Origin of the sequence: Micromonospora vinacea, from assembly GCF_015751785.1 — a bacterium.
GTDB classification, from domain to species: domain Bacteria; phylum Actinomycetota; class Actinomycetes; order Mycobacteriales; family Micromonosporaceae; genus Micromonospora; species Micromonospora vinacea.
In genome coordinates this window covers 2,105,974-2,129,598 of the sequence record NZ_JADOTY010000001.1, presented here as the reverse complement: position 1 = coordinate 2,129,598, position 23,625 = coordinate 2,105,974, and the positions used below count along the sequence as shown (strand labels likewise).

22 protein-coding genes are annotated in these 23,625 nt (G+C 72.3%); 13 read left to right on the top strand and 9 right to left on the bottom strand.

Annotated features, from left to right (window positions below; all coding sequences use genetic code 11):
* The first annotated feature begins 11 nt into the window (after positions 1-11).
* Entirely contained in the window at positions 12-575 is a 564-nt protein-coding gene (locus tag IW249_RS10255; protein WP_196920524.1) for a YbjQ family protein, read from the top strand.
* A gap of 80 nt (positions 576-655) precedes the next feature.
* Here IW249_RS10255 and purB read toward each other — a convergent pair whose 3' ends face one another.
* From purB to IW249_RS10235, 4 genes are all read right to left on the bottom strand, one after another.
* Complete coding sequence (gene purB, locus IW249_RS10250; RefSeq protein WP_196920523.1) at positions 656-2,080, bottom strand: adenylosuccinate lyase; 1,425 nt, start codon at positions 2,078-2,080, stop codon at positions 656-658.
* Between the two features lie 85 nt (positions 2,081-2,165).
* Positions 2,166-4,559: a hypothetical protein gene (locus IW249_RS10245; protein ID WP_196920522.1), complete on the bottom strand. Its 2,394-nt coding sequence runs from the start codon at positions 4,557-4,559 to the stop codon at positions 2,166-2,168.
* Complete coding sequence (locus tag IW249_RS10240) at positions 4,552-5,583, bottom strand: glycosyltransferase family 2 protein (protein ID WP_196920521.1); 1,032 nt, start codon at positions 5,581-5,583, stop codon at positions 4,552-4,554. The genes IW249_RS10245 and IW249_RS10240 overlap by 8 nt, the downstream gene beginning before the upstream one ends.
* 157 nt (positions 5,584-5,740) lie before the next feature.
* A complete protein-coding gene (locus IW249_RS10235; RefSeq protein WP_196920520.1) occupies positions 5,741-7,033 on the bottom strand; it encodes an acetyl-CoA C-acetyltransferase in 1,293 nt (430 codons plus the stop codon).
* Between the two features lie 55 nt (positions 7,034-7,088).
* On the opposite strand from IW249_RS10235, the gene IW249_RS10230 reads away from it, so the two are divergent.
* From IW249_RS10230 to IW249_RS10195, 8 genes are all read left to right on the top strand, one after another.
* On the top strand, positions 7,089-8,468 hold the full coding sequence (locus IW249_RS10230) for a 3-oxoacyl-ACP reductase (protein ID WP_196920519.1): 1,380 nt from the start codon (positions 7,089-7,091) through the stop codon (positions 8,466-8,468).
* Positions 8,468-9,334, top strand: coding sequence for a MaoC/PaaZ C-terminal domain-containing protein (locus IW249_RS10225; RefSeq protein WP_196920518.1), 867 nt, complete (start codon positions 8,468-8,470; stop codon positions 9,332-9,334). The genes IW249_RS10230 and IW249_RS10225 overlap by 1 nt, the downstream gene beginning before the upstream one ends.
* Before the next feature lie 79 nt (positions 9,335-9,413).
* Complete coding sequence (locus tag IW249_RS10220) at positions 9,414-10,166, top strand: NUDIX hydrolase (protein ID WP_196920517.1); 753 nt, start codon at positions 9,414-9,416, stop codon at positions 10,164-10,166.
* The gene (locus tag IW249_RS10215; RefSeq protein ID WP_196920516.1) at positions 10,163-11,134 is read left to right on the top strand and encodes a BUD32 family EKC/KEOPS complex subunit; all 972 of its coding nucleotides are present in this window, start codon (positions 10,163-10,165) and stop codon (positions 11,132-11,134) included. Before IW249_RS10220 ends, IW249_RS10215 begins: the two co-directional genes overlap by 4 nt.
* 9 nt (positions 11,135-11,143) lie before the next feature.
* Positions 11,144-12,103 carry a hypothetical protein gene (locus IW249_RS10210; RefSeq protein WP_196920515.1) on the top strand — a complete coding sequence of 320 codons (960 nt, stop codon included), beginning with the start codon at positions 11,144-11,146 and terminating at the stop codon, positions 12,101-12,103.
* Positions 12,100-13,362 carry an adenylosuccinate synthetase gene (locus tag IW249_RS10205; protein WP_196920514.1) on the top strand — a complete coding sequence of 421 codons (1,263 nt, stop codon included), beginning with the start codon at positions 12,100-12,102 and terminating at the stop codon, positions 13,360-13,362. The genes IW249_RS10210 and IW249_RS10205 overlap by 4 nt, the downstream gene beginning before the upstream one ends.
* 369 nt (positions 13,363-13,731) lie before the next feature.
* Entirely contained in the window at positions 13,732-14,811 is a 1,080-nt protein-coding gene (locus tag IW249_RS10200) for an IS110 family RNA-guided transposase (protein WP_196920513.1), read from the top strand.
* A gap of 91 nt (positions 14,812-14,902) precedes the next feature.
* A complete protein-coding gene (locus IW249_RS10195) occupies positions 14,903-15,538 on the top strand; it encodes a DedA family protein (RefSeq protein ID WP_196920512.1) in 636 nt (211 codons plus the stop codon).
* Between the two features lie 6 nt (positions 15,539-15,544).
* Here the strand turns inward: IW249_RS10195 and IW249_RS10190 are convergent, their stop codons facing one another.
* Entirely contained in the window at positions 15,545-16,186 is a 642-nt protein-coding gene (locus IW249_RS10190; protein WP_196920511.1) for a response regulator, read from the bottom strand.
* Positions 16,183-17,334, bottom strand: a complete 1,152-nt coding sequence (locus IW249_RS10185) for a sensor histidine kinase (protein WP_196920510.1) — start codon at positions 17,332-17,334, stop codon at positions 16,183-16,185. The genes IW249_RS10190 and IW249_RS10185 overlap by 4 nt, the downstream gene beginning before the upstream one ends.
* A 167-nt stretch (positions 17,335-17,501) precedes the next feature.
* Here IW249_RS10185 and IW249_RS10180 point away from each other — a divergent pair, with 167 nt between their 5' ends.
* Complete coding sequence (locus IW249_RS10180; RefSeq protein ID WP_196924721.1) at positions 17,502-18,161, top strand: DedA family protein; 660 nt, start codon at positions 17,502-17,504, stop codon at positions 18,159-18,161.
* On the opposite strand, the gene IW249_RS10175 is transcribed toward IW249_RS10180, so the two are convergent.
* On the bottom strand, positions 18,136-18,774 hold the full coding sequence (locus IW249_RS10175; protein WP_196920509.1) for a TetR/AcrR family transcriptional regulator: 639 nt from the start codon (positions 18,772-18,774) through the stop codon (positions 18,136-18,138). The genes IW249_RS10180 and IW249_RS10175 overlap by 26 nt on opposite strands.
* A gap of 67 nt (positions 18,775-18,841) precedes the next feature.
* Between IW249_RS10175 and IW249_RS10170 the strand changes: the two genes are divergently transcribed.
* From IW249_RS10170 to IW249_RS10160, 3 genes are all read left to right on the top strand, one after another.
* Entirely contained in the window at positions 18,842-19,294 is a 453-nt protein-coding gene (locus IW249_RS10170) for an SCP2 sterol-binding domain-containing protein (RefSeq protein ID WP_196920508.1), read from the top strand.
* Position 19,295: 1 nt separating this feature from the next.
* The gene (locus IW249_RS10165) at positions 19,296-20,510 is read left to right on the top strand and encodes an acyl-CoA dehydrogenase family protein (RefSeq protein WP_196920507.1); all 1,215 of its coding nucleotides are present in this window, start codon (positions 19,296-19,298) and stop codon (positions 20,508-20,510) included.
* A gap of 194 nt (positions 20,511-20,704) precedes the next feature.
* A complete protein-coding gene (locus IW249_RS10160) occupies positions 20,705-22,267 on the top strand; it encodes an AMP-binding protein (protein ID WP_196924720.1) in 1,563 nt (520 codons plus the stop codon).
* Positions 22,268-22,274: 7 nt separating this feature from the next.
* On the opposite strand, the gene IW249_RS10155 is transcribed toward IW249_RS10160, so the two are convergent.
* Entirely contained in the window at positions 22,275-23,096 is an 822-nt protein-coding gene (locus IW249_RS10155; protein WP_196920506.1) for a hypothetical protein, read from the bottom strand.
* Positions 23,089-23,610: a SigE family RNA polymerase sigma factor gene (locus tag IW249_RS10150; protein ID WP_196920505.1), complete on the bottom strand. Its 522-nt coding sequence runs from the start codon at positions 23,608-23,610 to the stop codon at positions 23,089-23,091. Before IW249_RS10150 ends, IW249_RS10155 begins: the two co-directional genes overlap by 8 nt.
* Positions 23,611-23,625 lie beyond the last annotated feature (15 nt).

Sequence of the window (23,625 nt, the reverse complement as noted above, 5' to 3'; positions counted from 1 at the left end):
GCTCGGCGCGGATGGTCGGCCACGTGCCGGCCGTCCGCGCCGCGTGGTTTTGCAGCATCCGATCAGGTGAACAATGCACACGATCGGGTCGCGCCACTCCTGACAGCATCGGAACCGTGCTGGTCGTGACGACAGAGCAACTGCCCGGCTACGAGATCCGCCAGATTCTCGGTGAGGTGGTGTCATCGATGGCCAGGACGCGCAACCCGTACCGCGAGGGTGTGAAGAACCTGCGCGGTGGCGCGTACGACCCGATGGCCCCGGACAACCTGACCCGGTGGCGCACCGACTCGGTGGCCCGCCTCGGCGAGGAGGCCCTGCGGCTCGGTGCGAACGCGGTGATCGGCATGCGGTTCGACAGCCGGGACTGCGGCGAGATGTGGATGGAGATCTGTGCGTACGGGACGGCAGTGGTCGCCGTACCCAAGATGCCCGAGGTCATGCCGGCCGACCAGCCAGCGGTAGCCGCGGAAACCGCGGAAATCGCGGGCATCACCGAGGCTCCCGGCGGCATCGCCGAACCGGCCAGCGCCCCCAACCTGAGAACCGCCGCCGAAACCGCAACCGGCGAATAACGCCGAGGTCGATCATGAGGTTGACCGGCGGTTTAGAGCTCGTGCGGCCCGCCAACCTCATGATCGACGGCAACGGTGGGTTAGAGGATGGGGGGTGGGGAGTAGGTTGCGGCTTCGGGGTGGGCTTCCACCACGGTCGTGATGCGGCTGGTTACCGCTGCCACCTGGGCCTGGGCGGCGCCCACGAAGGCGTTGCGGTCGGCGACCAGGGTGTCGATGTCGGCGCGGGACAGGCCGAGTCGGCCGTCCGCCGCCAGGCGGTCGAAGAGGTCGTTCTCCGGTGAGCCCTTCTCACGCATCGCCAGCGCCACAGCGACCGCGTGCTCCTTGATCACCTCGTGGGCGACCTCCCGGCCGACGCCCCGCCGGACCGCCGCTACCAGGATCTTCGTGGTGGCCAGGAACGGCAGGAAGCGCTCCAGCTCCCGGTTGATCACCGCCGGGTACGAGCCGAACTCGTCGAGCACGGTGAGGAACGTCTGGAACAGCCCGTCGGCGGCGAAGAACGCGTCCGGCAGTGCCACCCGCCGGACCACCGAGCAGGACACGTCCCCCTCGTTCCACTGGTCACCGGCCAGCTCGCCGACCATCGACAGGTAACCCCGGATGATCACGGCGAAGCCGTTCACCCGCTCCGAGGAGCGCGTGTTCATCTTGTGCGGCATCGCGCTGGAGCCGACCTGGCCCGGCTTGAAGCCCTCGGTCGCCAACTCCTGACCGACCATCAACCGGATCGTGGTGGCCAGCGACGACGGCGCCGCGGCGGTCTGGGCCAGCGCGGCCAGCACGTCGAAGTCGAGCGAGCGCGGGTAGACCTGCCCGACGCTGTCCAGCACCCGGGAGAAGCCCAGGTGCTCGGCGACCCGCCGCTCCAACTCGGCCACCTTGTCGGCGTCGCCGTCGAAGAGGTCGAGCTGGTCGGCGGCCGTGCCGACCGGTCCCTTGATCCCCCGCAGCGGGTAGCGGGCGATCAGCTCCTCCAGCCGCTCGTACGCGATCAGCAGCTCCTCCGCCGCCGACGCGAAGCGCTTGCCCAGCGTGGTGGCCTGCGCCGCCACGTTGTGCGAACGGCCGGTCATGACCAGCTCGGAGTGCTCGTGGGCCAGCCAGGCCAACCGGGCGAGGGTGGCCACCACCCGGTCGCGGATCAGCTCCAGCGAGGCGCGCACCTGAAGCTGCTCGACGTTCTCGGTGAGGTCCCGTGAGGTCATCCCCTTGTGCACGTGCTCGTGCCCGGCGAGCGCGCTGAACTCCTCGATCCGGGCCTTCACGTCGTGCCGGGTGACCCGCTCCCGCTCGGCGATCGAGGCGAGGTCGACCTGGTCGAGCACCCGCTCGTACGCCTCGACCACGCCGTCCGGCACCGGCACGCCCAGGTCACGCTGAGCGCGGAGCACGGCGAGCCAGAGCCGCCGTTCCATCCTGACCTTCTCCTCCGGGGACCAGAGGGCGACCAGTTCGGGCGAGGCGTACCGGTTGGCCAGCACGTTGGGGATCGTCGTCACGTACCTCATTGTCCCGCACCCGCTGGTCGGGAGCGGGACCGGGCCGGGCCTCGGACGCCGGGACCGGGCCGGGGTGCTCGGGCGGTCAGGGCCGGTTCAGCTCGTAGACGGTGACCGGACCGGCGACCAGTCGGACCTGGGCCAGCCCGGCCAACTCCGCCGACACCGCACCCGCCCTGGTGTCGGCGAACAGCCACCGGACCCCGTGCTCGTTGCGGAGCCGGTCCAGGTCGGCCCGGGTCGGCGCGCTGAACACCCCGTCGTTGAGCGCGAGCAGCGCCTGGTCGGGGAAACTCTGTCGGGCGTACCCCAGGCCCTCGACGCCGTGCGCGGCCACTACCGCGTCGGTGTAGGCCCAGCTCTCCACCACAGTGCGGTGCCCGCCCAGGCCGGTCACCCAGAACGCACGGGCGTCGCAGTGCGGGGTGGTCCGCACCGGCCGGCAGTGCACGTTGGTGGCGACCACGTCGTCGTCGGCGGCGTTGTCGTCAAGCCACAGCGCCGCGCGCATCTCGTCGGCGGTCAGCGCGTACGGCTGCGGCCCGGTCGCCCGCACCGGCTCGGTCAGCACCGAGCGGACGGTACCGCCCACGGCGACGGCGGCGCTGGCACCGAGCATCGCCGCGGTGACCCCGGCCAGGGCGATCGTCGCCGTCCGCCGACGACGTGCCGAGCCGTCCGCCGGCACCGGTGCCGGGACGCGGCGTCGCCACAGGGCGGCCACCCCGACGGCGAGCGCGGCGGCCACCGCCACGAACAGCACGTACCGGGCCGCTGACAGACCCAGCACCCGCAGCCATCCCTCGATCGTCGAGGTGGTGGGGGTGCCGGGACGGCTGATCCTGGGCACGGTGAAACCCGCAAGCGTGCCGGCCGTGGCGAGCCCCGCCAGCACGCCGGCCACGGCGGGCACCACAAGCACCGGCCAGGGCGCTCGGGCCTGGGCGAGGGACCAGGTGGTCAGCACGACGCCGAGCGGGATGACACCCATCCAGAAGTAGATCTGACTGATCGACGGGTGCTGGAACACCCAGGTGGTGGCCGCTCCGGCCAGGACCGTGCCGGCGAGCAGCCAGACGGCCGGGTCGGCCCGGTGCCCACCGTCGACGAGCAGGCTCATGCCCACCCATCGGGGCGCCTGACCCAGCACCCACCAGGCGACCACGGCGAACGCCAGCAGCCACCCGAGAAAACCGCCGTCGTTGATGCCCGGCGGCAGCGGCGCACTCGGCCAGATTCCGTCACCCGGCCCGAGGGTCTCGGCGTACGGGGCGATGAAGTGCAGCATCGCCAACGCCTGCAGGCGCAGCGTGCCGGCTCCGCCACCGGCGAACAGCCGGAAGCCGAGCGCCATCGCCGCCACGAGGCAGGCCAGCGCGGTCAGGGCGGGTCGCGGGATCTGGCGCTTCCGCCACCAGAACACGACGGCGGTGAGACCCAGGCCGGCGATCACCGGCGGCAACGCGCTGGACTTCGCACCCGCACAGACCAGCCCGAGCGCGGGAACCAGCGGCCAGGCCGGGCCGAGGGAACGCCCCCGGACCACGTCGACGATGAGCCCGGCGAGCAGCAGCAACGGAACCAGCACGTACGTCTGGGAGGGGCTGGCGTACGACAGCGGCATCTCGCCGGAGACGCCCACCGGCGCACCGAGCGTGACCCCCGCTCCGATGAAGGCGGCGAGGGCGGCCACCGGGCCGGTCCAGACGGCACCACTCAGGTCGCGGGCGAGCCCGGCCGCGAGCAGCACCGCGGTTGCGACCACCGGCACCAGCCAGAGTCGTAGCAGCACCACCGCCGGAGAGATTCCGGTGATCATGCTGCCGCTGGCGACGTGCGCGTCGGACAGGTAGTGGTAGCGCAGCGCCTCCCCGGCGACGTGCGGCAACTCGAACGGCATCGCCCGGGTCAGCTCCTGCACCAGACCCAGGTGGTAGAGCACATCCTGGTAGTAGCCGCCGGACACCGGAGGCAGCGGGACCGTTCGCCACTGGGTGTATCCCCAGGCCAGCACCACCAGCAGCGCCGCGCCCATTCCCCAGTGCCAGGCGAGCGGCAGCGGACGGCGCTCGCCGACCCGCCAGTGCCGGCGCAGCCCGGGGACGGCGGCGAACGCCACGAGGACGGGCAGCGGCCACCACCGCAGCAGGGACTGCTGACCGGTCGCCGCGGCCAACGCCCAGGCCATGATCTCCAGCAGCAGGCCGGTGGCCGCGCCGTAGCCGAGGTCCTCCGGGAGGTTGCCCCGGCTGCCGCGCAGCGCCCGGTGCACCAGGGTCCCGGGGAGCACCAACGCGAGGACCCAGTACGCGGAGAACCGCGCCAGGTCCGGGGCGGGCACACCGCCGCGGGACCAGACCACGAGCAGCGCGGCGATCACGAGCAGCCACGGGAGCGTGCTGAGGACCGGCAGGAGAGCGTTTCGGCGCGACGCCGGCGCCGGGGTGTCGACCCGCTCGGCGAGAAGGAGGTCAGCCACGGACGCCGACCGCCGAATCGAAGCTCGGCGTACGGGCGGCGTCATCGCCCCGGGCGACCGGCTGCGCGTCCGGGACCTCGTCCCGGGAGTCGAACCCGATGTGGAACGCGGGCCGGTTCTGCACCGTGGCGTAGATCCGTCCGACGTACTCGCCCAGCAGGCCGAGGCAGACCAACTGCACCCCACTGAGCAGCAGCACCGCGACGAACATCGAGGTCCAGCCGGGGATGGTGGTGCCGGAGACGTGGGCGAACATACCGAACAAGATCAACGCAAGGCAGAGCAGGAAGCTCGACATGCCCAGCCAGGTGGCCAGGCGCAGTGGCGCGGCGGAGAAGTTCGCAGTGCTCTCCCAGGCCAGGGCCACCATCCGGCGCAGCGGATACTTCGTCTCGCCGGCGGCGCGGGCCTCGCGGTCGTAGCGCACCTCGGCGCTGGGAAAGCCGAGCGACGGCACCAGCAGCCGGTAGACCGGGGCGCGTTCGGGCAGCCGACGCAGGACCTCGATCACGTCCCGGCTGAGCAACCGGAAGTCGCCAGCCTGGGCGGGCAGGTCGACGCCGACGAGCCGGCGCATCGCCCAATAGTAGCCACGGGCGGTGTTGCGCTTGAAGACCGTGTCGGTGCTGCGGTCGGCGCGGACGCCATAGACCACATCCACCCCATCCTCGCGGGCCACCCGGAGCATCTCGGCGATGGTCTCCGGCGGATCCTGAAGATCGGCGTCGAGGCTGACCACCCACTGGCCGACGGCCCGGTGCAGGCCGGCGGTCAACGCCGCCTGGTGGCCGCTGTTGCGCCGCAGCCGGAGCACCCGCAACTGCGGCCAGTCCCGGCCGTGGTCGAAGAGCACCGACACGGTGTCGTCGCGGCTGCCGTCGTCGACGGCGACCACCTCGTAGTCGACGCCGAGCGCGTCGAGCACCGGCCGCAGCCGGGCGACGAGCGCCGGAATGACAGCGGTCTCATTGAACATCGGGATGACCACCGAGAGGGTGGTCGTCCGTGGGAGGACGGACTCCATGGTGTTACGGCCCCGTTCCGCACGCAGGAGTGATCGAACCGCGCCTGTAGCGCGGCAACGATCACCGTCGCGTGGTAAACCCTCCACCAGCGGGCCAACTTCTGAACGGTCCGTTAACGCCTGCTGGCGGTCACCCCGGTAAGGGACGATCCCGCGTTCAACGCTCCAGGATGGCGGTCACGCCCTGACCACCGGCGGCGCAGATGGAGATCAGCCCGCGACCGCTGCCCCGCTCGGCCAGCAGCTTCGCCAGGGTCGCCACGATCCGCCCGCCGGTGGCGGCGAAAGGGTGCCCGGCGGCCAGCGACGAGCCGTTGACGTTGAGCCGGTCGGTGTCGATCGAACCCAGCGGCGCGTCCAGGCCGAGCCGGTCCTTGCAGAACTCCGGTGACTCCCAGGCGGCGAGGGTGGCCAGCACCTGCGACGCGAACGCCTCGTGGATCTCGTAGTAGTCGAAGTCCTGCAACGTCAGCCCGGCGCGGGCCAGCATTCGGGGCACCGCGTACGCGGGTGCCATCAGCAGTCCCTCGTCGCCGTGCACGAAGTCCACCGCCGCCGTCTCCGACCAGCTGAACCAGGCCAGTACGGGCAGGTGGTGCGCCGCCGCCCACTCCTCGCTGGCCAGCAGCACCGTGGACGCGCCGTCGGTGAGGGGCGACGAGTTGCCGGCGGTCATGGTGGCCTGTTCGGCGTCCGGGCCGCGGGTGCCGAAGACCGGCTTCAGCGAACCGAGCTTCTCCAGGCTGGTGTCCGGGCGCAGGTTCGCATCTCGGGTGAGCCCCAGGTAGGGCGTCATCAGGTCGTCGAAGAAACCCCTGTCGTACGCGGCGGCGAGGCGCTGGTGTGAGCGCAGTGCCAGCTCGTCCTGGGCGCGTCGGTCGATCTGCCAGCGCACTGCGGTGCGGGCGGCGTGGTCGCCCATGGACAGCCCGGTGCGCGGCTCGGCGTTGCGGGGGATCTCCGGCTTGAACGGCTGGAGTGGGCGCAGCTTCGCCGCGACCTTGAGCCGTTCGCCAAGCGTACGGGCCGAGTTGAGCTTGAGCAGCGTGCGGCGCATCTCCTCGTTGACGGCGAGCGGGGCGTCGGAGGTGGTGTCGACACCGCCGGCGATGCCCACGTCGAGCTGGCCGAGGGCGATCTTGTTGGCGACCAGGATCGTCGCCTCCAGACCGGTGCCGCACGCCTGCTGGATGTCGTACGCCGGGGTGTGTGGGTCGAGCCGGGAGCCGAGGACCACCTCGCGGGTGAGGTTGAAGTCGCGGGAGTGCTTGAGCACCGCACCGGTCACCACCTCGCCGACGCGCTGCCCGGCCAAGCCGTAGCGGGCGATCAGGCCGTCGAGCGCCGCGCCGAGCAGGTCCGCGTTGGACGCGTCCGCGTAGCGGGAGTTGGAACGGGCGAAGGGGATGCGGTTGCCCCCGATGACCGCGACCCGCCGGATGCTCTGCACGATCCGCCTCCTCGACATGTGTTGCTCGAACCCTACTCGCCAGTAGGCTACGCCCATGACCGACAGGTACGCGAGCTTCGTCCAATCGGCCGCCGGCCGCGCGCTGGTCAAGCGCCTCGGGCTGCCCGACCCGCCCCGACTGCGCCGGCACCATCCCGGCGACCCGTTGCTGGCCGGCCCGGCCCTGCTCGGCGCGGCCACCGGCGGCCGGCTCGCCGAGCCGATCACCAAGATCCTGACCGCCGCCGGGGTCGAACTGGCCGACCCGACCGGCGCCAACCCGCAGCGGTACGGGGCACTGCTCTTCGACGCCACCGGGATCACCGACTCGACCGAGCTGCGCCAGCTCTACGACTTCTTCCACCCGCAGGCCCGGGCCGTGCTGCCCAGCGGCCGGGTGATCGTGCTGGGCACCCCGCCACAGGAATGCCCCACACCCCGCGAGGCGACCGCCCAGCGCGCCCTCGAAGGGCTGGTCCGCAGCATCGGCAAGGAGTTCGGCCGGGGCACCACCGCACAACTCGTCTACGTGACCCGTGGCGACGGTGCCGCGGCGGACGGCCCGGACCTCTCAGCCGGCACGCACACAAGCCTCGAATCGACAGTCCGATTCATTCTGTCCGGCCGTTCCGCGTACGTGTCGGGTCAGGTCATCCGGGTCGGCGGCGGCGCGGCGAGCGCCCCGGCCGACTGGGACCGCCCGCTGGACGGGCAGGTCGTGCTCGTCACCGGCGCCGCCCGGGGGATCGGCGCGGCGCTGGCGAAGGTGCTGGCCCGCGACGGCGCGCAGGTGGTGGCCCTGGACATCCCGGCCGCCGGCGACGCGCTCGCCGCTGTGGCGAACGACATCGGCGGCACCGCCGTCCAACTCGACCTGACCGCGCCGGACGCGCCGACCCGACTCGCCGAACACCTGGCCAGCCGGCACGGCCGGGTCGACGTGGTGGTGCACAACGCCGGCATCACCCGGGACAAGACGCTGGGCCGGATGGACGCCGACCGGTGGGACCAGGTGATCGACGTCAACCTGTCCAGCCAGGAGCGGATCAACGACGTGCTGTTGGAGCGGGAGCTGATCCCGGCCGGCGGACGGATCATCTCGGTCTCCTCGATCGCCGGGATCGCCGGCAACCGGGGGCAGACCAACTACGCCACCAGCAAGGCCGGCGTGATCGGGCTGGTCGACTCGCTCGCCCCGGCCCTGCGGGAACGCGGGATCAGCGTCAACGCGGTGGCCCCGGGCTTCATCGAGACCCGGCTGACCGCGCGCATCCCGCTTGTGGTCCGCGAGGCGGGCCGACGGATGAACAGCCTGGCCCAGGGCGGGTTGCCGGTGGACGTGGCCGAGACGATCGGCTGGCTGGCCTGGCCAGCCAGCGGCGCGGTCAGCGGAAACGTGGTCCGGGTCTGCGGCCAGAGCCTGCTGGGGGCGTGATGGGCGGGGGGCCGGAGTCGCGCAGCCGCAGCCGTGTCGAACTGCCCCGGATGCCGGCGGCCGGGGCGCTGCACCGACGGGCGTTGCTCGGCGCGTTACCGGGCCTCGGTGGTGGGCGGCGAGGGCCCGACCTGCCGGCGGTCGAGTTGACGGTGGCCGGGGTGAGCGTCGACCGGGCGCAGTTGGCCGACTACGACAGGGTCTGCGGGTTCCGGCTCAGCGACCGGCTGCCCGCGACGTTTCCGCACGTCATGGGCTTCCCACTGGCCCTGCGCCTGATGACCGCGCCGGACTTCCCCCTCCCACTGGTCGGCCTGGTGCACGTCGGCAACCGGATCACCACGCATCGCCCGGTCACCGCCGACGAGACCCTCGACTTCACGACGTACGCGCAGGATCTGCGCCCCCACGACCGGGGGCGGCAGGTGGACGTGGTGCTGGTCGGCTCGGTCGACGGGGATGAGGTGTGGCGCGGCGTCTCGACGTACCTCGGTCGGGAGGGCAGGTCGGGTGGCCGCGAGCCGGGCGAACGTCCCGCGGCGCCGACGGCCACCGCCCGTTGGCGTGTGGAACCGCGCGTCGGTACGGAGTACGCGCGGGTCTCCGGCGACCACAACCCGATCCACACCTCCCGACTCGGGGCGCGGCTGTTCGGCTTCCGCCGGCCGATCGCGCACGGCATGTGGAGCAAGGCGCGCTGCCTGGCCGCGCTTGAGGCCCGGCTGCCGGACGCGTACACGGTCGAGGTCGCCTTCAAGCTGCCCGTGCCGCTGCCGAGCACTGTGAACTTCGCGCGCCTGCCGGACGGCGGGTTCGCCCTGCACGACGCGCGCGGCCGACCGCACCTGGCGGGTCACCTGCGCTGAGGATTCCGAGCTTGGCAGAAGCTTCCTCGTGCGCTAGGTTGTTCTCACAGCGAGATGTTCTCAGAATGAGAGAGACGCGATGAACGAGCAGGAGTTCCTGGCCGCGTACGACCCCCGGGCCTACCCGTCGGTCGCCGTGACCGTCGACGTGGTGGCGCTGACCATCCGCGACGGCGCACTGCACCTGCTGCTGATCCGGCGCGGCGAGGCACCCTTCGCCGGGCACTGGGCGCTGCCCGGGGGCTTCGTCCGCCCCGACGAGGACCTGACCACCGGCGCCCGACGGGAGCTGGCCGAGGAGACCGGGCTCGGCGGCGAGGCGCTGCGCCGCGTACACCTGGAGCAGTTGGGCAGCTATGGCGCTCCCGACCGTGACCCGCGCATGCGGGTCGTCTCGATCGCCCACCTCGCCTTCGCCCCCGACCTGCCGGACCCGGCCGCCGGCAGCGACGCCGACGAGGCGATCTGGCTGCCGGTGACCGCGTTGACCAGCCGACAGCTCGCCTTCGACCACGGCCGGATCATCGACGACGCGTTGGAACGGGCCCGGTCCAAGCTGGAGTACACCCCACTCGCCACCCGCTTCCTCGCCGCCGAGTTCACCATCAGTGAGCTGCGGGCCGTCTACGAGACGGTCTGGGGGCACCCGCTGCACGCCGGCAACTTCCACCGCAAGGTGCTCTCGGTGCCGGGCTTCGTGGAGAGCACCGGCGCCAGCACCGAGCGTGGTGGCGCCCGAGGCGGCCCGCGCGCCCGGCTCTACCGGGCCGGCGACGCCCGCCTGCTGCACCCGGCGCTGCTGCGCCCCGCCCGCGAGGAGACGGTGCGGTGAGGGCCGCGGAGGCCATCCGCCTGGTCGCGGCCGCCCGCACCGACGCCGACCTGTTCGGCGCCGACCAGCCGGCCCGCCGCTACCGCGAGCTGGTCGCGGCCCTGCACCCCGACCGCCTGCCGACCGACCCGGCGGTACGCGCCGAAGCCATCGACGCGTTCATTCACGTCACCACCCGGTGGCAGGCCCGGCAGACCACAGTCCTCGGCGACTACCGGCTCGGCGCGCCGGCCCACTCGGGTGACCTGGCCGACCTCTACGACGTCGGCGACGACCGGCTGCTCAAGCTCCCCCGACGACCCACCGACAACGACCTGATGGCCCGCGAGGCGCACGCCCTGCGCACCATCGCCGAGCGCGGCGACGCGCGCTACCTGCCGTACGTGCCCCGGCTCGTCGACGAATTCCGGCACCGGGACACCGCCACCGGCGCGGAACGGCGGATCAACGTGCTCGCCACCGCACCCGGACTGCACGACCTCGACGAGGTGCGGCGCGCGTACCCCGACGGGCTGGACGCCCGGGACGTGGCCTGGATGTGGCGGCGACTGCTGGTGGTGCTCGGCCTGGCCCACCGGGCGGGCGTGGTGCACGGCGCGGTCCTGCCGCGACACGTGCTGATCGAGCCGGACGCCCACGGCGTGGTGCTCGTCGACTGGTGCTTCTCCGCCCCGGTCGGCAGCACGGTCCCGGCGCTGGCGCCCGGCCACGACGGGTGGTACCCGGAGGAGGTCCTCAAGAAGCAGCAGTGCGGCCCGGGCACCGACATAGCGATGGCCAGCCACTGCATGAGCTGGCTGATGGGGCCGCGCGCACCCCGCGAGCTGCACACCTTCGCGCAGGGCTGCCGGCAACGGTCCCTGGCCAAGCGACCCGACGATGCCTGGCGTCTGCTGCGCGAACTCGACCAGGTGCTGGACCGCCTCTACGGGCCACGCACCTTCCGACCCTTCACCCTCACCCCCTAAGGAGCTGTCATGGGCAGTGGAATCTGGTCCACCGACGTGTACGACGCCGCCGACCGCTACCGCCGGTCCACCGGCAAGAGCGCCTTCTCCTACAGCGACAGCGGGGCACGCACCGTGCACCCCGCGCTCGACCCCAGGGACGCGACCCGGGAGAGCCGCGACTCCGACGAGCACCCCCGGTCGACGCCCGTCGCGGTGCTCTTCGACGTGACCGGCTCGATGCGCACGGTGCCGCGGGTCCTGCAGACCAAGCTGCCGCAGCTGCTCGGGCTGCTGCAACGGCAGGGCTACGCCAGCGACCCACAGATCATGTTCGGCGCCATCGGCGACGCCACCTGCGACCGGGTGCCGTTGCAGGTGGGCCAGTTCGAGTCGGACAACCGGATGGACGACGACCTCGGCCGGATCGTGCTGGAGGGCGGTGGCGGCGGGCAGATGAGCGAGTCGTACGAGCTGGCCATGTACTTCATGGCCCGGCACACCGTCACCGACAACTGGGAGAAGCGCGGCCGACGCGGCTACCTGTTCATCATCGGCGACGAACTGGCGTACCAGCGGGTGAAGGCCCGGGAGGTGGCCGGCCTGATCGGGGACGACCTCTCCGAGGACGTGCCGCTGCGGCAGGTCGTCGACGAGGTGACCCGCCGCTGGGACACCTACTACCTGCTCCCCGCCGGCAGCCACTACGCCGGCAACGCCACGGTGCTCGACTTCTGGCGGGACCTGCTCGGGCAGAACGCCGTCGTGCTCGACGACCTCGACGCGGTCTGCGAGACCATCGCGCTCACCATCGGCCTCGGTGAGCAGGCCATCGACCTGGACGAGGGGCTGCGCGACCTGGACCGCGCCGGCTCCGGCGCCACCGGGACCGTGTCGAAGGCGCTGGCCCGCCTCGGCCGGGACCGGCGGGCCGAGGTGTCGACGCTGCCGGCGTTCCGCGACACCGCCAGCGGGGTGACCCGGCTGTGAACCACGTGGCGGTGGTCGACCTCGGCTACGGCGATGCCGGCAAGGGCACCGTGGTGGACTGGCTCTGCGCCACCCGTCCCGTGCACACGGTGGTCCGCTTCAACGGGGGCGCGCAGGCGGCACACAACGTCGTGCTGCGCGACGGGCGGCACCACACGTTCGCGCAGTTCGGCGCCGGCACCTTCCATCCCGGTGTCCGCACACACCTGTCCCGGCACGTGGTGGTGGACCCGTTGGCGCTGGCAGCCGAGGCCGACCACCTCGCCACAGTCGGGGTGTCCGACGCGCTCGACCGGCTGACCGTCGACGGGGACGCGCTGCTCGCCACCCCGTACCACCGGGCCGCCAACCGGGCCCGCGAGATCGCCCGGGGAGCCGACCGGCACGGCTCCTGCGGGCTGGGGGTGGGCGAGGCCGTCGCGTACGGTCTCGCCCACCCCGACGACGCGCCCCGGGTCGCCGACTGCCACAGTCCAGCGCTGCTGCGCCGCCGGCTCACCACACTGCGGGACCGGCTGACCGCCGAGCTGGGCACGCTGGACGCGCCACCGGTCGAGGACTGCCTGCCCGCGTTCACCGGCTTCGCCGGGCGGGTGGCCATCGTCGGCGGCAGTTGGCTCGCCGAGGCGCTGCGCACCGGGACCTGCGTCTTCGAGGGCGCGCAGGGGGTACTGCTCGACGAGTGGCACGGCTTCCACCCGTACACCACCTGGAGCACCACCACGTTCGCCAACGTGGACAGCCTGCTCGCCGAGGCGGGCCGGTCCGGCGACGTGACCCGGATCGGTGTGCTCCGCGTGGTCACCACCCGGCACGGGCACGGTCCGTTGGTGACCGAGGACCCGAGCCTGCCGTTCACCGACCGCCACAACGCCACGAACCCGTGGCAGGGCCGGTTCCGGTTCGGCCACTTCGACGCGGTCGCCCACCGGTACGCCCTCGCCGCGGCCGGCGGCGTCGACGGCCTGGCCCTGACCCACCTCGATCTGGCCGGCCCCGACCTGCGGATCTGCCGCCGCTACGACACCACCGACCGGCTCACCCCGGGCCCGCCCGGCGACCTGGACCGGCAGGCCGCGCTCACCGCCCGCCTGCTGCGCTCCCGCCCGGTGTACGACGACAAACCGCAGGACTGGCCGGCAGCGGTGCGCGCGGAGCTGGGCACACCCGTGGTGCTGACTTCGCACGGCCCCACCGCCGACGACAAGACCCCGTGCGGTCCGCTGCTCGCCCCACCGACCCTGGCCCACGCAGCCTGACCCACCCCACCCCGTCGATCTTGCACTTTCGGTCGTTGTTCTGCGGCTTTTATACGGGTTGGTCCGGACACAAAGTGCAAGACGCTTCTATGTATGTGGTGATCGGTTCGGCTGGTTGCCGCTAGGTTCGGCGTCGATGATCGCTTGGGTGGCTCATTGCCGATCCGGCCGCTCGGAGTGCGGGTGTGCCTTGTGCAAGACCTGTCCCCAGGTGGTCGTCGGCGCCGGCCCGGCCCACCTTGCTGGCCTGATCAGAAGCCTGCCCGTGCGAGCACACGTGGCCCATCACAGATTTGCCGCCGAGGTGACTGCATCCCGAGCCGACGCCGACTGTCCCGGTCGTCACTGGCAAAGGAGCAACAACCCGAGATGGCACAGATCGTAGAGCGGGTCACGGATCGCTATGACGTGGTGGTGGGGGTGGACACCCATACCGACACGCACACCGCTGCCGTGCTCGACCGGTTCGGGGCGGTGCTGGCGCAGGTCACCGTGTCCACCGACCCGGACGGGTTGAGCCAGCTGGTGGCCTTCGCCGCCGCGCACACCCCGCCGGACGGGCGCCGGTTGTGGGCGGTAGAGGGCACCCGGGCGCACGGTCAGGGACTGTGCCGGCTGTTGAGCGCTGCCGGTGAACCGGTCTGCGAGGCACCCAAACCCGCCCCGGCGGCCCGCCGCCGGGGCGGGAAGTCCGATCAACTCGACGCGGTCGCCGCCGCCCACGCGGTGCTGGCACTGTCCACCGACCATATCGCTGTGCCCCGCAGCGACGGACCACGCGAAGCGCTGCGTCTGCTGCTGGTCTGCCGCCGCCACCACAGCGACACGCGCACCGCCACGGTCAACCTGGTCAAAGCGCTGATCCTGACCGCCGACGACGCCCTGCGCCACGCCCTACGCGGGCTGAGCACCACCCACCAGATCGCCCGCCTGGCCGCCCTCGACCTACCCGAGAGCACCCACCTGCCCACCGAGGAACACACCCGCCGCCGCGAACTGGGCACCCTCGCCCGTCACATCCACACCCTCGACGCCGCACTGGCCGACAACCACCGACGCCTCCGCGCCCTCGTCACCGAACTCTGCCCACCCCTGCTCGACCAACCCGGAGTCGGACCCGTCACCGCCGCGATCGCCCTCACCGCCTGGTCACACCCCGGCCGCGTCCGCTCCGAAGCCGCCTACGCCACCCTCGCCGGCGCCGCCCCCATACCCGTCGCCAGCGGCCGCACCGACCGACACCGCCTCAACCGCGGCGGCGACAGAACCCTCAACAGCGCCCTACACACCATCGCCCTGACCCGCCGCCGCATCCACCCCGAAACCCGCGACTACATCAACCGACGCCGCGCCCAAGGCCGCACCACCAGAGAAATCAACCGCTGCCTCAAGCGCTACATCGCCCGACAGCTCTACCGCACCATCACCACCCACCACCGCACCCCTTGACAACCCCCACTCACAGATCGGCGCGGGGAGAGGTGGGGGTCATCCCGCGGCTTCGGCCACCGGGCGGGTCGCACCCCGCGAGCATGGGGGCATGGACTCCGCGCTCGACCTGCTCCGACAGCTGGTCACCTCACCGTGGGTGTACCTGCTGATCTTCGGGCTCACGGCGGTCGACGCGTTCTTTCCGGCCGTACCCGGCGAGGCGGCCGTCATCACCGCCGCCGTGCTCTCCACCAGCGGAAATCCCAAGCTGGCGGCGGTGATCGTCGCCGCCGCGCTGGGCGCCTGCGCCGGTGACCACCTCTCGTACGCCATCGGGCGCGGTGGCGGCGCGAGACGCCTCGCCGGGTTTCCCGACGGCAGCCGCCGACGAGCCAGCTCGGAGTGGGCACGGCGCGCGCTGAACCGGCGCGGCGGGCTGATCCTGACCACCTCCCGGTATCTGCCGGGCGGGCGGACCGCAGTCACCCTCACCATGGGCGCGGTGCGCTATCCCCGCCGGTCGTTCCTGCTGTACGACGCGATCGCGACGGTCACCTGGGCCCTGTACTGCGGGCTGCTCGGCTACTTCGGTGGGCTGGCCTTCGAACGGCACCCCGTCAAGGGCGTCCTCGCCGGGATCGGCCTGTCGGTGATCGTCACACTGGGGATCGAGGGCATCCGTTGGCTGCGCCACCGGGCGCGCCGCCGCGCCGCCACCACCACCGACCGGGCCGGACCGACCTGACACCCGTCACAGCAGGTCGGCGTCGTGCACCAGGATGGCCACCTGCACCCGGTTGCCCGCGTGGAGCTTCGCCAGGGCCCGGCTGACGTGCGCCTTGACGGTGGCCTCGCTCATCGTCAGCCGCCGGGCGATCTCCGCGTTGCCGTGCCCGCGCGCCACCTCCCGGACGATCGCCAGCTCCCGCTCGGTCAGCGGTGCGAGCCGCTCACGGGCCGCGTCCCGGCGGGCCGGACCCCGCTCGGCGAACGAGCTGATCAGGCGCCGGGTCACCGTCGGGGCGAGCATCGCGTTCCCGGCGGCCACCGTACGAACGGCGGCGGCCAACTCGCGGGGCGGGGTGTCCTTGAGCAGGAAGCCGACAGCGCCGGCCCGCAACGCCCGGTGCACGTACTCGTCCAGGTCGAAGGTGGTCAGCATGATGACCTTCGGGCCGGCGGCGACCACCTCGGGCGCGACGGTCAACCCGTCGATGCCCGGCATCCGCACGTCGAGCAGCACCACGTCGGGGCGTAACCGCTGGGCCTGCTCCAGCGCGCCGGCGCCGTCCGCCGCCTCACCGACGACAGTGATGTCCTCCGCGGCCTCGAGGATCAGCCGCAGCCCGGCGCGGACCAACTGCTCGTCGTCGACCACCACCACCCGGATCACGCCGCGCCCGCCAGCGGGATCAGGGCCCGGACCAGGAAGCCGCCGTCCACCGGAGTCGCCTCCAACCGGCCGCCGAGCAGCTCCACCCGCTCACGCAGCCCGAGCAGCCCCTGCCCGGCGCCCGGCAGCGCGGGCCCGCCCTCGGACGGGCCGTTGCGGACCAGCACCTCCAGCCCGTCGGGCAGGTAACGCAGGCAGACGGTCGTCTCGGCGTCGGCCGCGTGCTTGCGCACGTTGGTCAGCGCCTCGCGGACCACCCGGTACGCGGTACGCCCCAGCGTCGCCGGAAGTGCCGTCGGCACGCCCTCGTCCTGCCGGGACACCCGCAGCCCGGCGGCGCGGGACTCCCCGATCAACTCGTCCAACGTGTCGAGCCCTCGCTCCGGCGTCACGGCCGGGCCGGCCTGGCGCAGCACACCCAGCACCTCGCGCAGGTCGGTGAGCGCCTGCCGGCCGGTCGTCCGGATCAGCGCGGCGGCCTCGACGGTCGCCGGGTCCACGGCGGTCACCTCCAGCGCACCGGCATGAACCACCATCAGCGAGACGCGGTGCGCCACCACGTCGTGCATCTCCCGGGCGATCCGGGTCCGCTCCTCGGCGCGGACCCGGTCGGCACGCGCCTCCTGCTCGCGTTCCAGCCGCTCGGCCCGGTCCCGCAGCGCGGCCAGCGTGTCCCGGCGGGCCCGCACCCACAGGCCGAAGACCAACGGGAGCCCCACCAGGCAGGCGGCGAGCAGCAGCACGTTGCCGGTAGTGGCGGTGGTGATCCGGCGTACGCCACCCACCGCCAGCCCGACCAGCACCCCGCCGGTCAGCACCACTGCCGCCCCGGCGAGGTAGCCGGCGAGTTGGCGACCGCGCAGCCGCAGCCCGGCCTGGTACGAGGCCAGCACCCCGGCGGCCGCCGCGGCGAGCACCAACCAGCCGACCGCCGCGGCCAGGAACAACGGCCAGCGACGGGTGCGGACCGTGCCGGCGGCCCATGCCGAGCCCAGCGCGATCAGCAGTACGACAGCGCCCGGCAGCGGCGAGCGGACACCGAGGTCACCTGTCGCGCTGGCCCAGACGGCCACGGCGACGACGACGGCGAGCAGCAGCGGGGCGTACCGCTGGACGACCCGCCGGAGGGCGACGGCACTGGAGGCCATTCAGCGAGCGTAGGGCTCAGCCGACGGATCGGGCCGCCCCGCCCCGCCGGACCGGGGCGCGGTGGGGGAAGACCCCTACCCGTCCTCGGGGACGGTCGCTACCTAAGTAGTGGCGCCCACCTGACCACTGGCCGATGTCGCGAGTCGCCGCCCCGACCAGCATCGGGATCATGGATCTGCTCGACCTGCTGCACGACACGATGTCCTCGCCCTGGGTGTACCTGGCGATCTTCGCGATCGCGGTGCTCGACGGCTTCTTCCCGGTGGTGCCGAGTGAGACGGCGGTGATCACCGCAGGGGTGTTCGCGGCCTCCGGAGCCCCGTACCTGCCGGCGGTGATCCTGGTGGCCGCCACCGGGGCGCTGGTCGGCGACCACATCTCGTACGCCATCGGGCGGGGCGGCGGCACCCGCCTGCTCGACCGGCTGCCGCCCAACAGTCGACGCCGAGCCGCCATCGACCGGGCCCGTCGGGGGATCGCCACCCGGGGCGGTCTGATCCTCACGGTGGCCCGCTACATTCCGGGCGGCCGGACCGCTGTCACCCTCACCATGGGTGCGGTGCGCTATCCCCGGCGACGGTTCCTGGCCTTCGACGCGCTGGCCGCCAGCTCGTGGGGGCTCTACTCGGCGCTGGTCGGCTACCTCGGCGGGCTGGCCTTCGAGCAGGACCCGCTGCGTGGTCTCCTGCTCGGTCTGGGCCTCGCCCTGACGGTGACTGTGGTCGTCGAGGTGGTCCGCTGGCTCCGTAACCGCCGCCGGTTCTCCGAGCCGGGCAGTGACGCTGTCTCCGCGGGAGCCGTCAGTCGGTCGGCGGACGCCAGGTGACGCCGTGCAGCAGTTGGGCGGCACCGAGCCAGGCCACGTTCATCATCCGGGTCGCCGTCTTCTCCGGGTCGGCGTCCGGGTGGTCAGCGAGCCAGTCGGCCAGTGACTCGGTCGCGCCGACCAGGGCGTACGCGACGACCTCCAGGTCGATGGCGGCGATCTCGCGACCCTCGGCGCGCAGCGCGTGGTCGAGCATCCCGGCCACCACCTCGACCAGCCGGGCCCGCATGGCGGCCAGTTCGCCGGCGAACGGCTGCTCGCCCCGGGCCTGCCGGTAGAGCACCGCCCAGCCGTCCCGGTGGGCGCCCACGAAACCGAAGAACGCCCTCAACCCGCGCCAGAGTCGCTCGTCGGCCGGCAGGTCGGGAGCCGCTGCCCCGGCGATGGCCTGCATCATCCGGGTGCCCTCCCGGTGCAGGCAGGCGACGAAGAGCTCCTCCTTGGTGCCGAGGTACGCGTACACCATGGGTTTGGAGATGCCGGCGTCCTCCGCGATCTCGTCCATGCTGGCGGCGTGGAAGCCACGTCGGGAGAAGACCTTGACGGCCGCGTCGAGCATCTGCTGCTCGCGGACGGCGCGAGGCAGGCGCTTGAAGGCGGGGACGCTGGACACCTTGCGAGCATACCTACTCGTGCGTAGGGTTACGCGCGAGTAGCCAATCTTCCGGAAGGCGCACCTGATGACTGACTTCGACCCGGCCACCTTCGCCAACGTGGGCCCCAAGGAGTTCGCCCAGCTGGTCAAGTCCACCCCGGACGACAAGATCGCCCAGGTGATGTCCGGCGACCTGCGCGACAAGGTCCTGGGCGAGGTGTTCGGCCGGATGCCGTCGCTGTTCCGCGCGGACCGGGCCGGCTCCACCAACGCGGTCATCCACTGGATCATCACCGGTCGCCCCGACGGCGGCAGCGACACCTACGAGGTGGTCATCGCCGACGGCACCTGCGTCGTCAACGAGACCCCGCAGCACGACCCGAAGCTGAGCCTCACGATGGGCCCGGTCGAGTTCCTGAAGATCGTCTCCGGTGGCGCCAACCCGGTGATGATGTTCATGACCGGCAAGCTGAAGGCGAAGGGCGACCTCGGCCTCGCCGCCAACATCGCCAACCTGTTCGACATCCCCAAGGCCTGACATGGCTGAGTTCTCGCTCGACCTGAACGAGGAACAGCGGGATCTACGCGACTGGGTGCACGGCTTCGCCGCCGAGGTCGTGCGCCCAGCCGCCGCCGAGTGGGACGAGCGCGAGGACACCCCGTGGCCGGTGATCCAGGAAGCCGCCAAGGTCGGCCTCTACGGCTTCGAGTTCCTCGCCACCTGCTGGGCCGACCCGACCGGGCTCTCCCTGCCGATCGCCAGCGAAGAACTCTTCTGGGGTGACGCCGGCATCGGCCTGAGCATCTTCGGCACCTCGCTCGCCGTCGCCGCCATCTACGGCGCCGGCACCCCGGACCAGATGGTCGAGTGGGTGCCGCAGTGCTTCGGCGACGTCGACTCGCCGGCCGTCGCCGCCTTCTGCACCAGCGAGCCGGAAGCCGGCTCCGACGTCGGCGCGATGCGCACCCGGGCCGTCTACGACGAGGCCACCGACGAGTGGGTGCTCACCGGCCAGAAGGCGTACGCCACCAACGGCGGCATCGCCGGAGTGCACGTGGTCACCGCCTCCGTCGACCCCACGCTCGGCTCCCGCGGCCAGGCCGCGTTCGTCGTACCCCCGGGAACCCCCGGCCTGGCCGCCACCCGCAAGCTGCGCAAACTCGGCCTCCGCGCGTCCCACACCGCCGACGTCTTCCTCGACGGGGTACGCGTACCCGGCCGCTGCCTGCTCGGCGGACGGGACGCCCTGCTGGAACGCCTCGACCGTGCCCGCTCCGGTCAGCGGGCCACCGGGCAGGCCGCCATGCGCACCTTCGAGCTGTCCCGACCCACCGTCGGCGCCCAGGCGCTCGGCGTGGCCCGGGCCGCCTACGAGTACGCGCTGGACTACGCGAAGGACCGTGTCCAGTTCGGACGCCCGATCATCGAGAACCAGGCGGTCGCGTTCGCGCTGGCCGACATGCGGATGGAGATCGACGCAGCGCGGCTGCTGGTCTGGCGGGCCTCCTGGATGGGCCGCAACAACCGTCCGTTCACAGCGGGCGAAGGGTCGATGTCCAAGCTCAAGGCCGGCGAGGTGGCGGTGTCGGTCACCGAGAAGGCAGTGCAACTGCTCGGCGGGGCCGGCTTCCTGCGCGACCACCCGGTCGAACGCTGGTACCGGGACGCCAAGATCTACACCATCTTCGAGGGCACCTCGGAGATCCAACGACTGGTCATCTCCCGGGCAATCTCCGGGATGCAGATCCGCTGACCGCCGTCGGCCCGACCCCACTCCACGGGTCCGGCCGACGGCGGCCCGAATTCCACGATCTGTGCCGTCTTCGTCACCCCACGCCGACGCCAACTGGGCCTCCAGCCGCGCCCAGTGCATGATCAAGGAAAGAAGCCCTGATGGGCGGGGAGTCGGTCGCCCCGTCCGCGCACCACCCCGAGGAGGTCTGCGGCATGGACCTGCCGTTCATCGTTGCCACGCTGACCCGTCGCGGGCTACTCACCCCCGGCAGCCCGATCCGGGTCGCCTCGCAGCTCAACGCGTTGCGGACGTGGGGATGGAGCCTGGCAGGCGAGCTACGCCAAGCAGCCGCCCGCGACCCGGGCCGCCCCGCCGTCATCGACGAGGACGGCGTCGAGCTGACCTACCACGACCTGCTCGACCGGGCCGAACGGATGGCCCGCTCGATGCGGGCCGGGCTCGGCGTACAGGCCGGCGACCGGATCGGCGTGCTCTGCCGCAACCACCACGGGCTGATCGAGACGATCGTCGCCGCCACCCTGCTCGGCGTCGACGCGGTGCTTGTCAACACCGGGCTCAGCGCCGCCCAACTGGGCACCGTCGCCGAGGAACAGCGACTGCGGCTCCTGGTGCACGACGACGAGTTCGCCGAACGGGTCCTCGGCCTCCCCGCCGAACTGCCCCGACTCGACGAACGCGCCCGCGAGGAACTGGTGGCCGGGGCGCTGCCGGGTGACCTGCACCCGCCGGAGCGCGACGGCCGGATCATCGTGCTCACCTCCGGCACCACCGGTACGCCCAAGGGTGCCCGCCGGCCCACACCCGGCGGTTTCGGCCCGCTGGTGTCCATCATCGACCGCATCCCCCTGCACGCCCGGGACCGGGTGATGATCGCCGCGCCGATCTTCCACACCTGGGGATTCGCCGCCCTCCAGGTCTGCCTGGCACTGCGGGCCACCATCGTGCTGCACCGCCGCTTCGACCCGACCGCCACCCTCGCCGCCCTGACCGAGCACCAATGCGACGCGCTCTTCGCCGTACCCGTCATGGTGCAGCGACTGCTGGAGGTGCCCCCACCGGACCCGCGCCCCCCGCTGACTGTCGTCGCGGTCAGCGGCTCCGCCCTGCCCGGCGGGCTGGCCCCCAAGTTCATGGACGTCTACGGAGACGTCCTCTACAACCTCTACGGCTCCACCGAGGTCTCCTGGGCGTCCATCGCCGACCCCCAGGACCTGCGTCAGGCACCGACCACCGCTGGCCGTCCACCGCACGGCACCCGCCTGGAACTGCTCGACGACGACGGCCGGCCCGTACCGGACGGACGGGTCGGACGGATCTTCGTCGGCAACGAGATGCTCTTCGAGGGCTACACCTCCGGTGTCAGCCGGGAAACCCACGACGGCCTGCTCAACACCGGCGACCTCGGCCGGCTCAACGCCGACGGCCTGCTCTTCGTCGACGGCCGGGCCGACGACATGATCGTCTCCGGTGGCGAGAACGTCTTCCCGTCCGAGGTGGAAGATCTGCTCGCGCAACTGCCGCAGGTCCGCGAGGCGGCCGTGATCGGCGTGCCCGACCCCGAGTACGGCCAACGCCTGTCCGCGTTCCTCGCCCTGCACCCCGGCGAGACGCTCGACCCCGAGGCGGTACGCGAATACGTCCGCCACTTCCTGGCCCGATTCAGCGTCCCCCGGGACGTGATCTTCGTGAAGTACCTGCCCCGCAACGCCACCGGCAAGGTGCTCGCCCGCGAACTGCGCCGCTACTACGGCTGACCGCCGTTCACGGGTAGAGGGTCAGGCCCGGCGCACGCGCCAGTTCGATGAGCTCCTGCGAGGTCAGCAGCGCCTCTCGGGCAGCCCGGTCGACTGGACCGCGGTCCCCGTAGAGGAGGTTGCCGACGGTGACCGTCACCGACGTGCCGTCCACCCGCCTGAGCTGAACCCAGCGCAGCGTGCCCCCGGCCGGGTCCGTACTGGTGCTGAGCATCACCACCCCGTCGTCGCCCAGCCCCCGCACCTCGCAGTTCCGACCGTCAGGTGCGTCCGCGCAGTCCGCCTGCGCCTGCGCCGGGGTGGGATACAGGGCCACCTTCAGATGGCTGTGCCACCCGTCGCGGCTGAGTGTCGCGATCGTCTCGTACTGCCGGTAAGGAGGTTGGTACGCGAACTGCGGCCGATCGCACTCGGGCACCGTCCCGGTCACCCTCAGGTTCGTGGGCACGGTACTGGCCAGCGCCGCCCTCAGCGCCGCGGTCAGTCGAGGTACGCCCACCTGCCAGGGCTCCGTCGGGCGTGCGCGCACCGTGTCGTACGGCTGCACCGACGGCTCAGGTCCGCTGGGCAACGGGATCGGTGCCGGGCAGAGCGACGCGTCGCCCGACCCGGAACTCATCGGCGGCAGGGCCATCCCGCCCGGTCCCGGCACGGCGCCCAGGGTCGGCACCGCGACGGCCGCGACTGCCGCGGCCACCCCGGTGCCGGCCAGCGTCCACGCTCGGTGTCGGCGGCGCTGCCGGTCGGCGGTGATCAACCCGTCCAGATCGATCCGGCTCGGCGGCGACCCTGCCACGGCCTCCCGGAAATGCCTCGTCAGCTCATCCATCGGTCCGTACCTCCTCGACTCGAGTCGGCACGTCGACGAGGCGACCACGCAGCGCCTCGATCGCGCGAGCCGACTGGCTCTTCACGGTGCCGGCCGTGCAGCCCAACTCGCGGGCGGTCTCCTCGACGGACAGGTCACAGAAGTAGCGCAGCACCAGGACCGCCCGACGACGCGGCGGCAACTCGGCCAGCAGAGCGAGGATGGTCAGGCGGTCGGCAGCGCCGTCCGTGCCGCCGGCCGCAGCCGGATGGTCCGGCACCTCGGCCCAGGATGCCTCGCGTCGCCACGGCCGACGCCGCTCGTCCAACCAGACCCGCAACAGGGTTCGCCGTACGTACGCGTCCGGGCTGTCCATGGCGGACACCCTCGGCCAGTGTCTGAGCAGCTTGACCAGCGCCGTCGACACCAGATCGTCGGCCGTGTGCCAGTCGCCGCACAACAGGTACGCCGTGCGACGCAACGGCTCCAGCCGCGCGCCGACGTAGTCGCGGTAGCCCTCGACATCGACCGGCATCCGCCGCCACCTCCT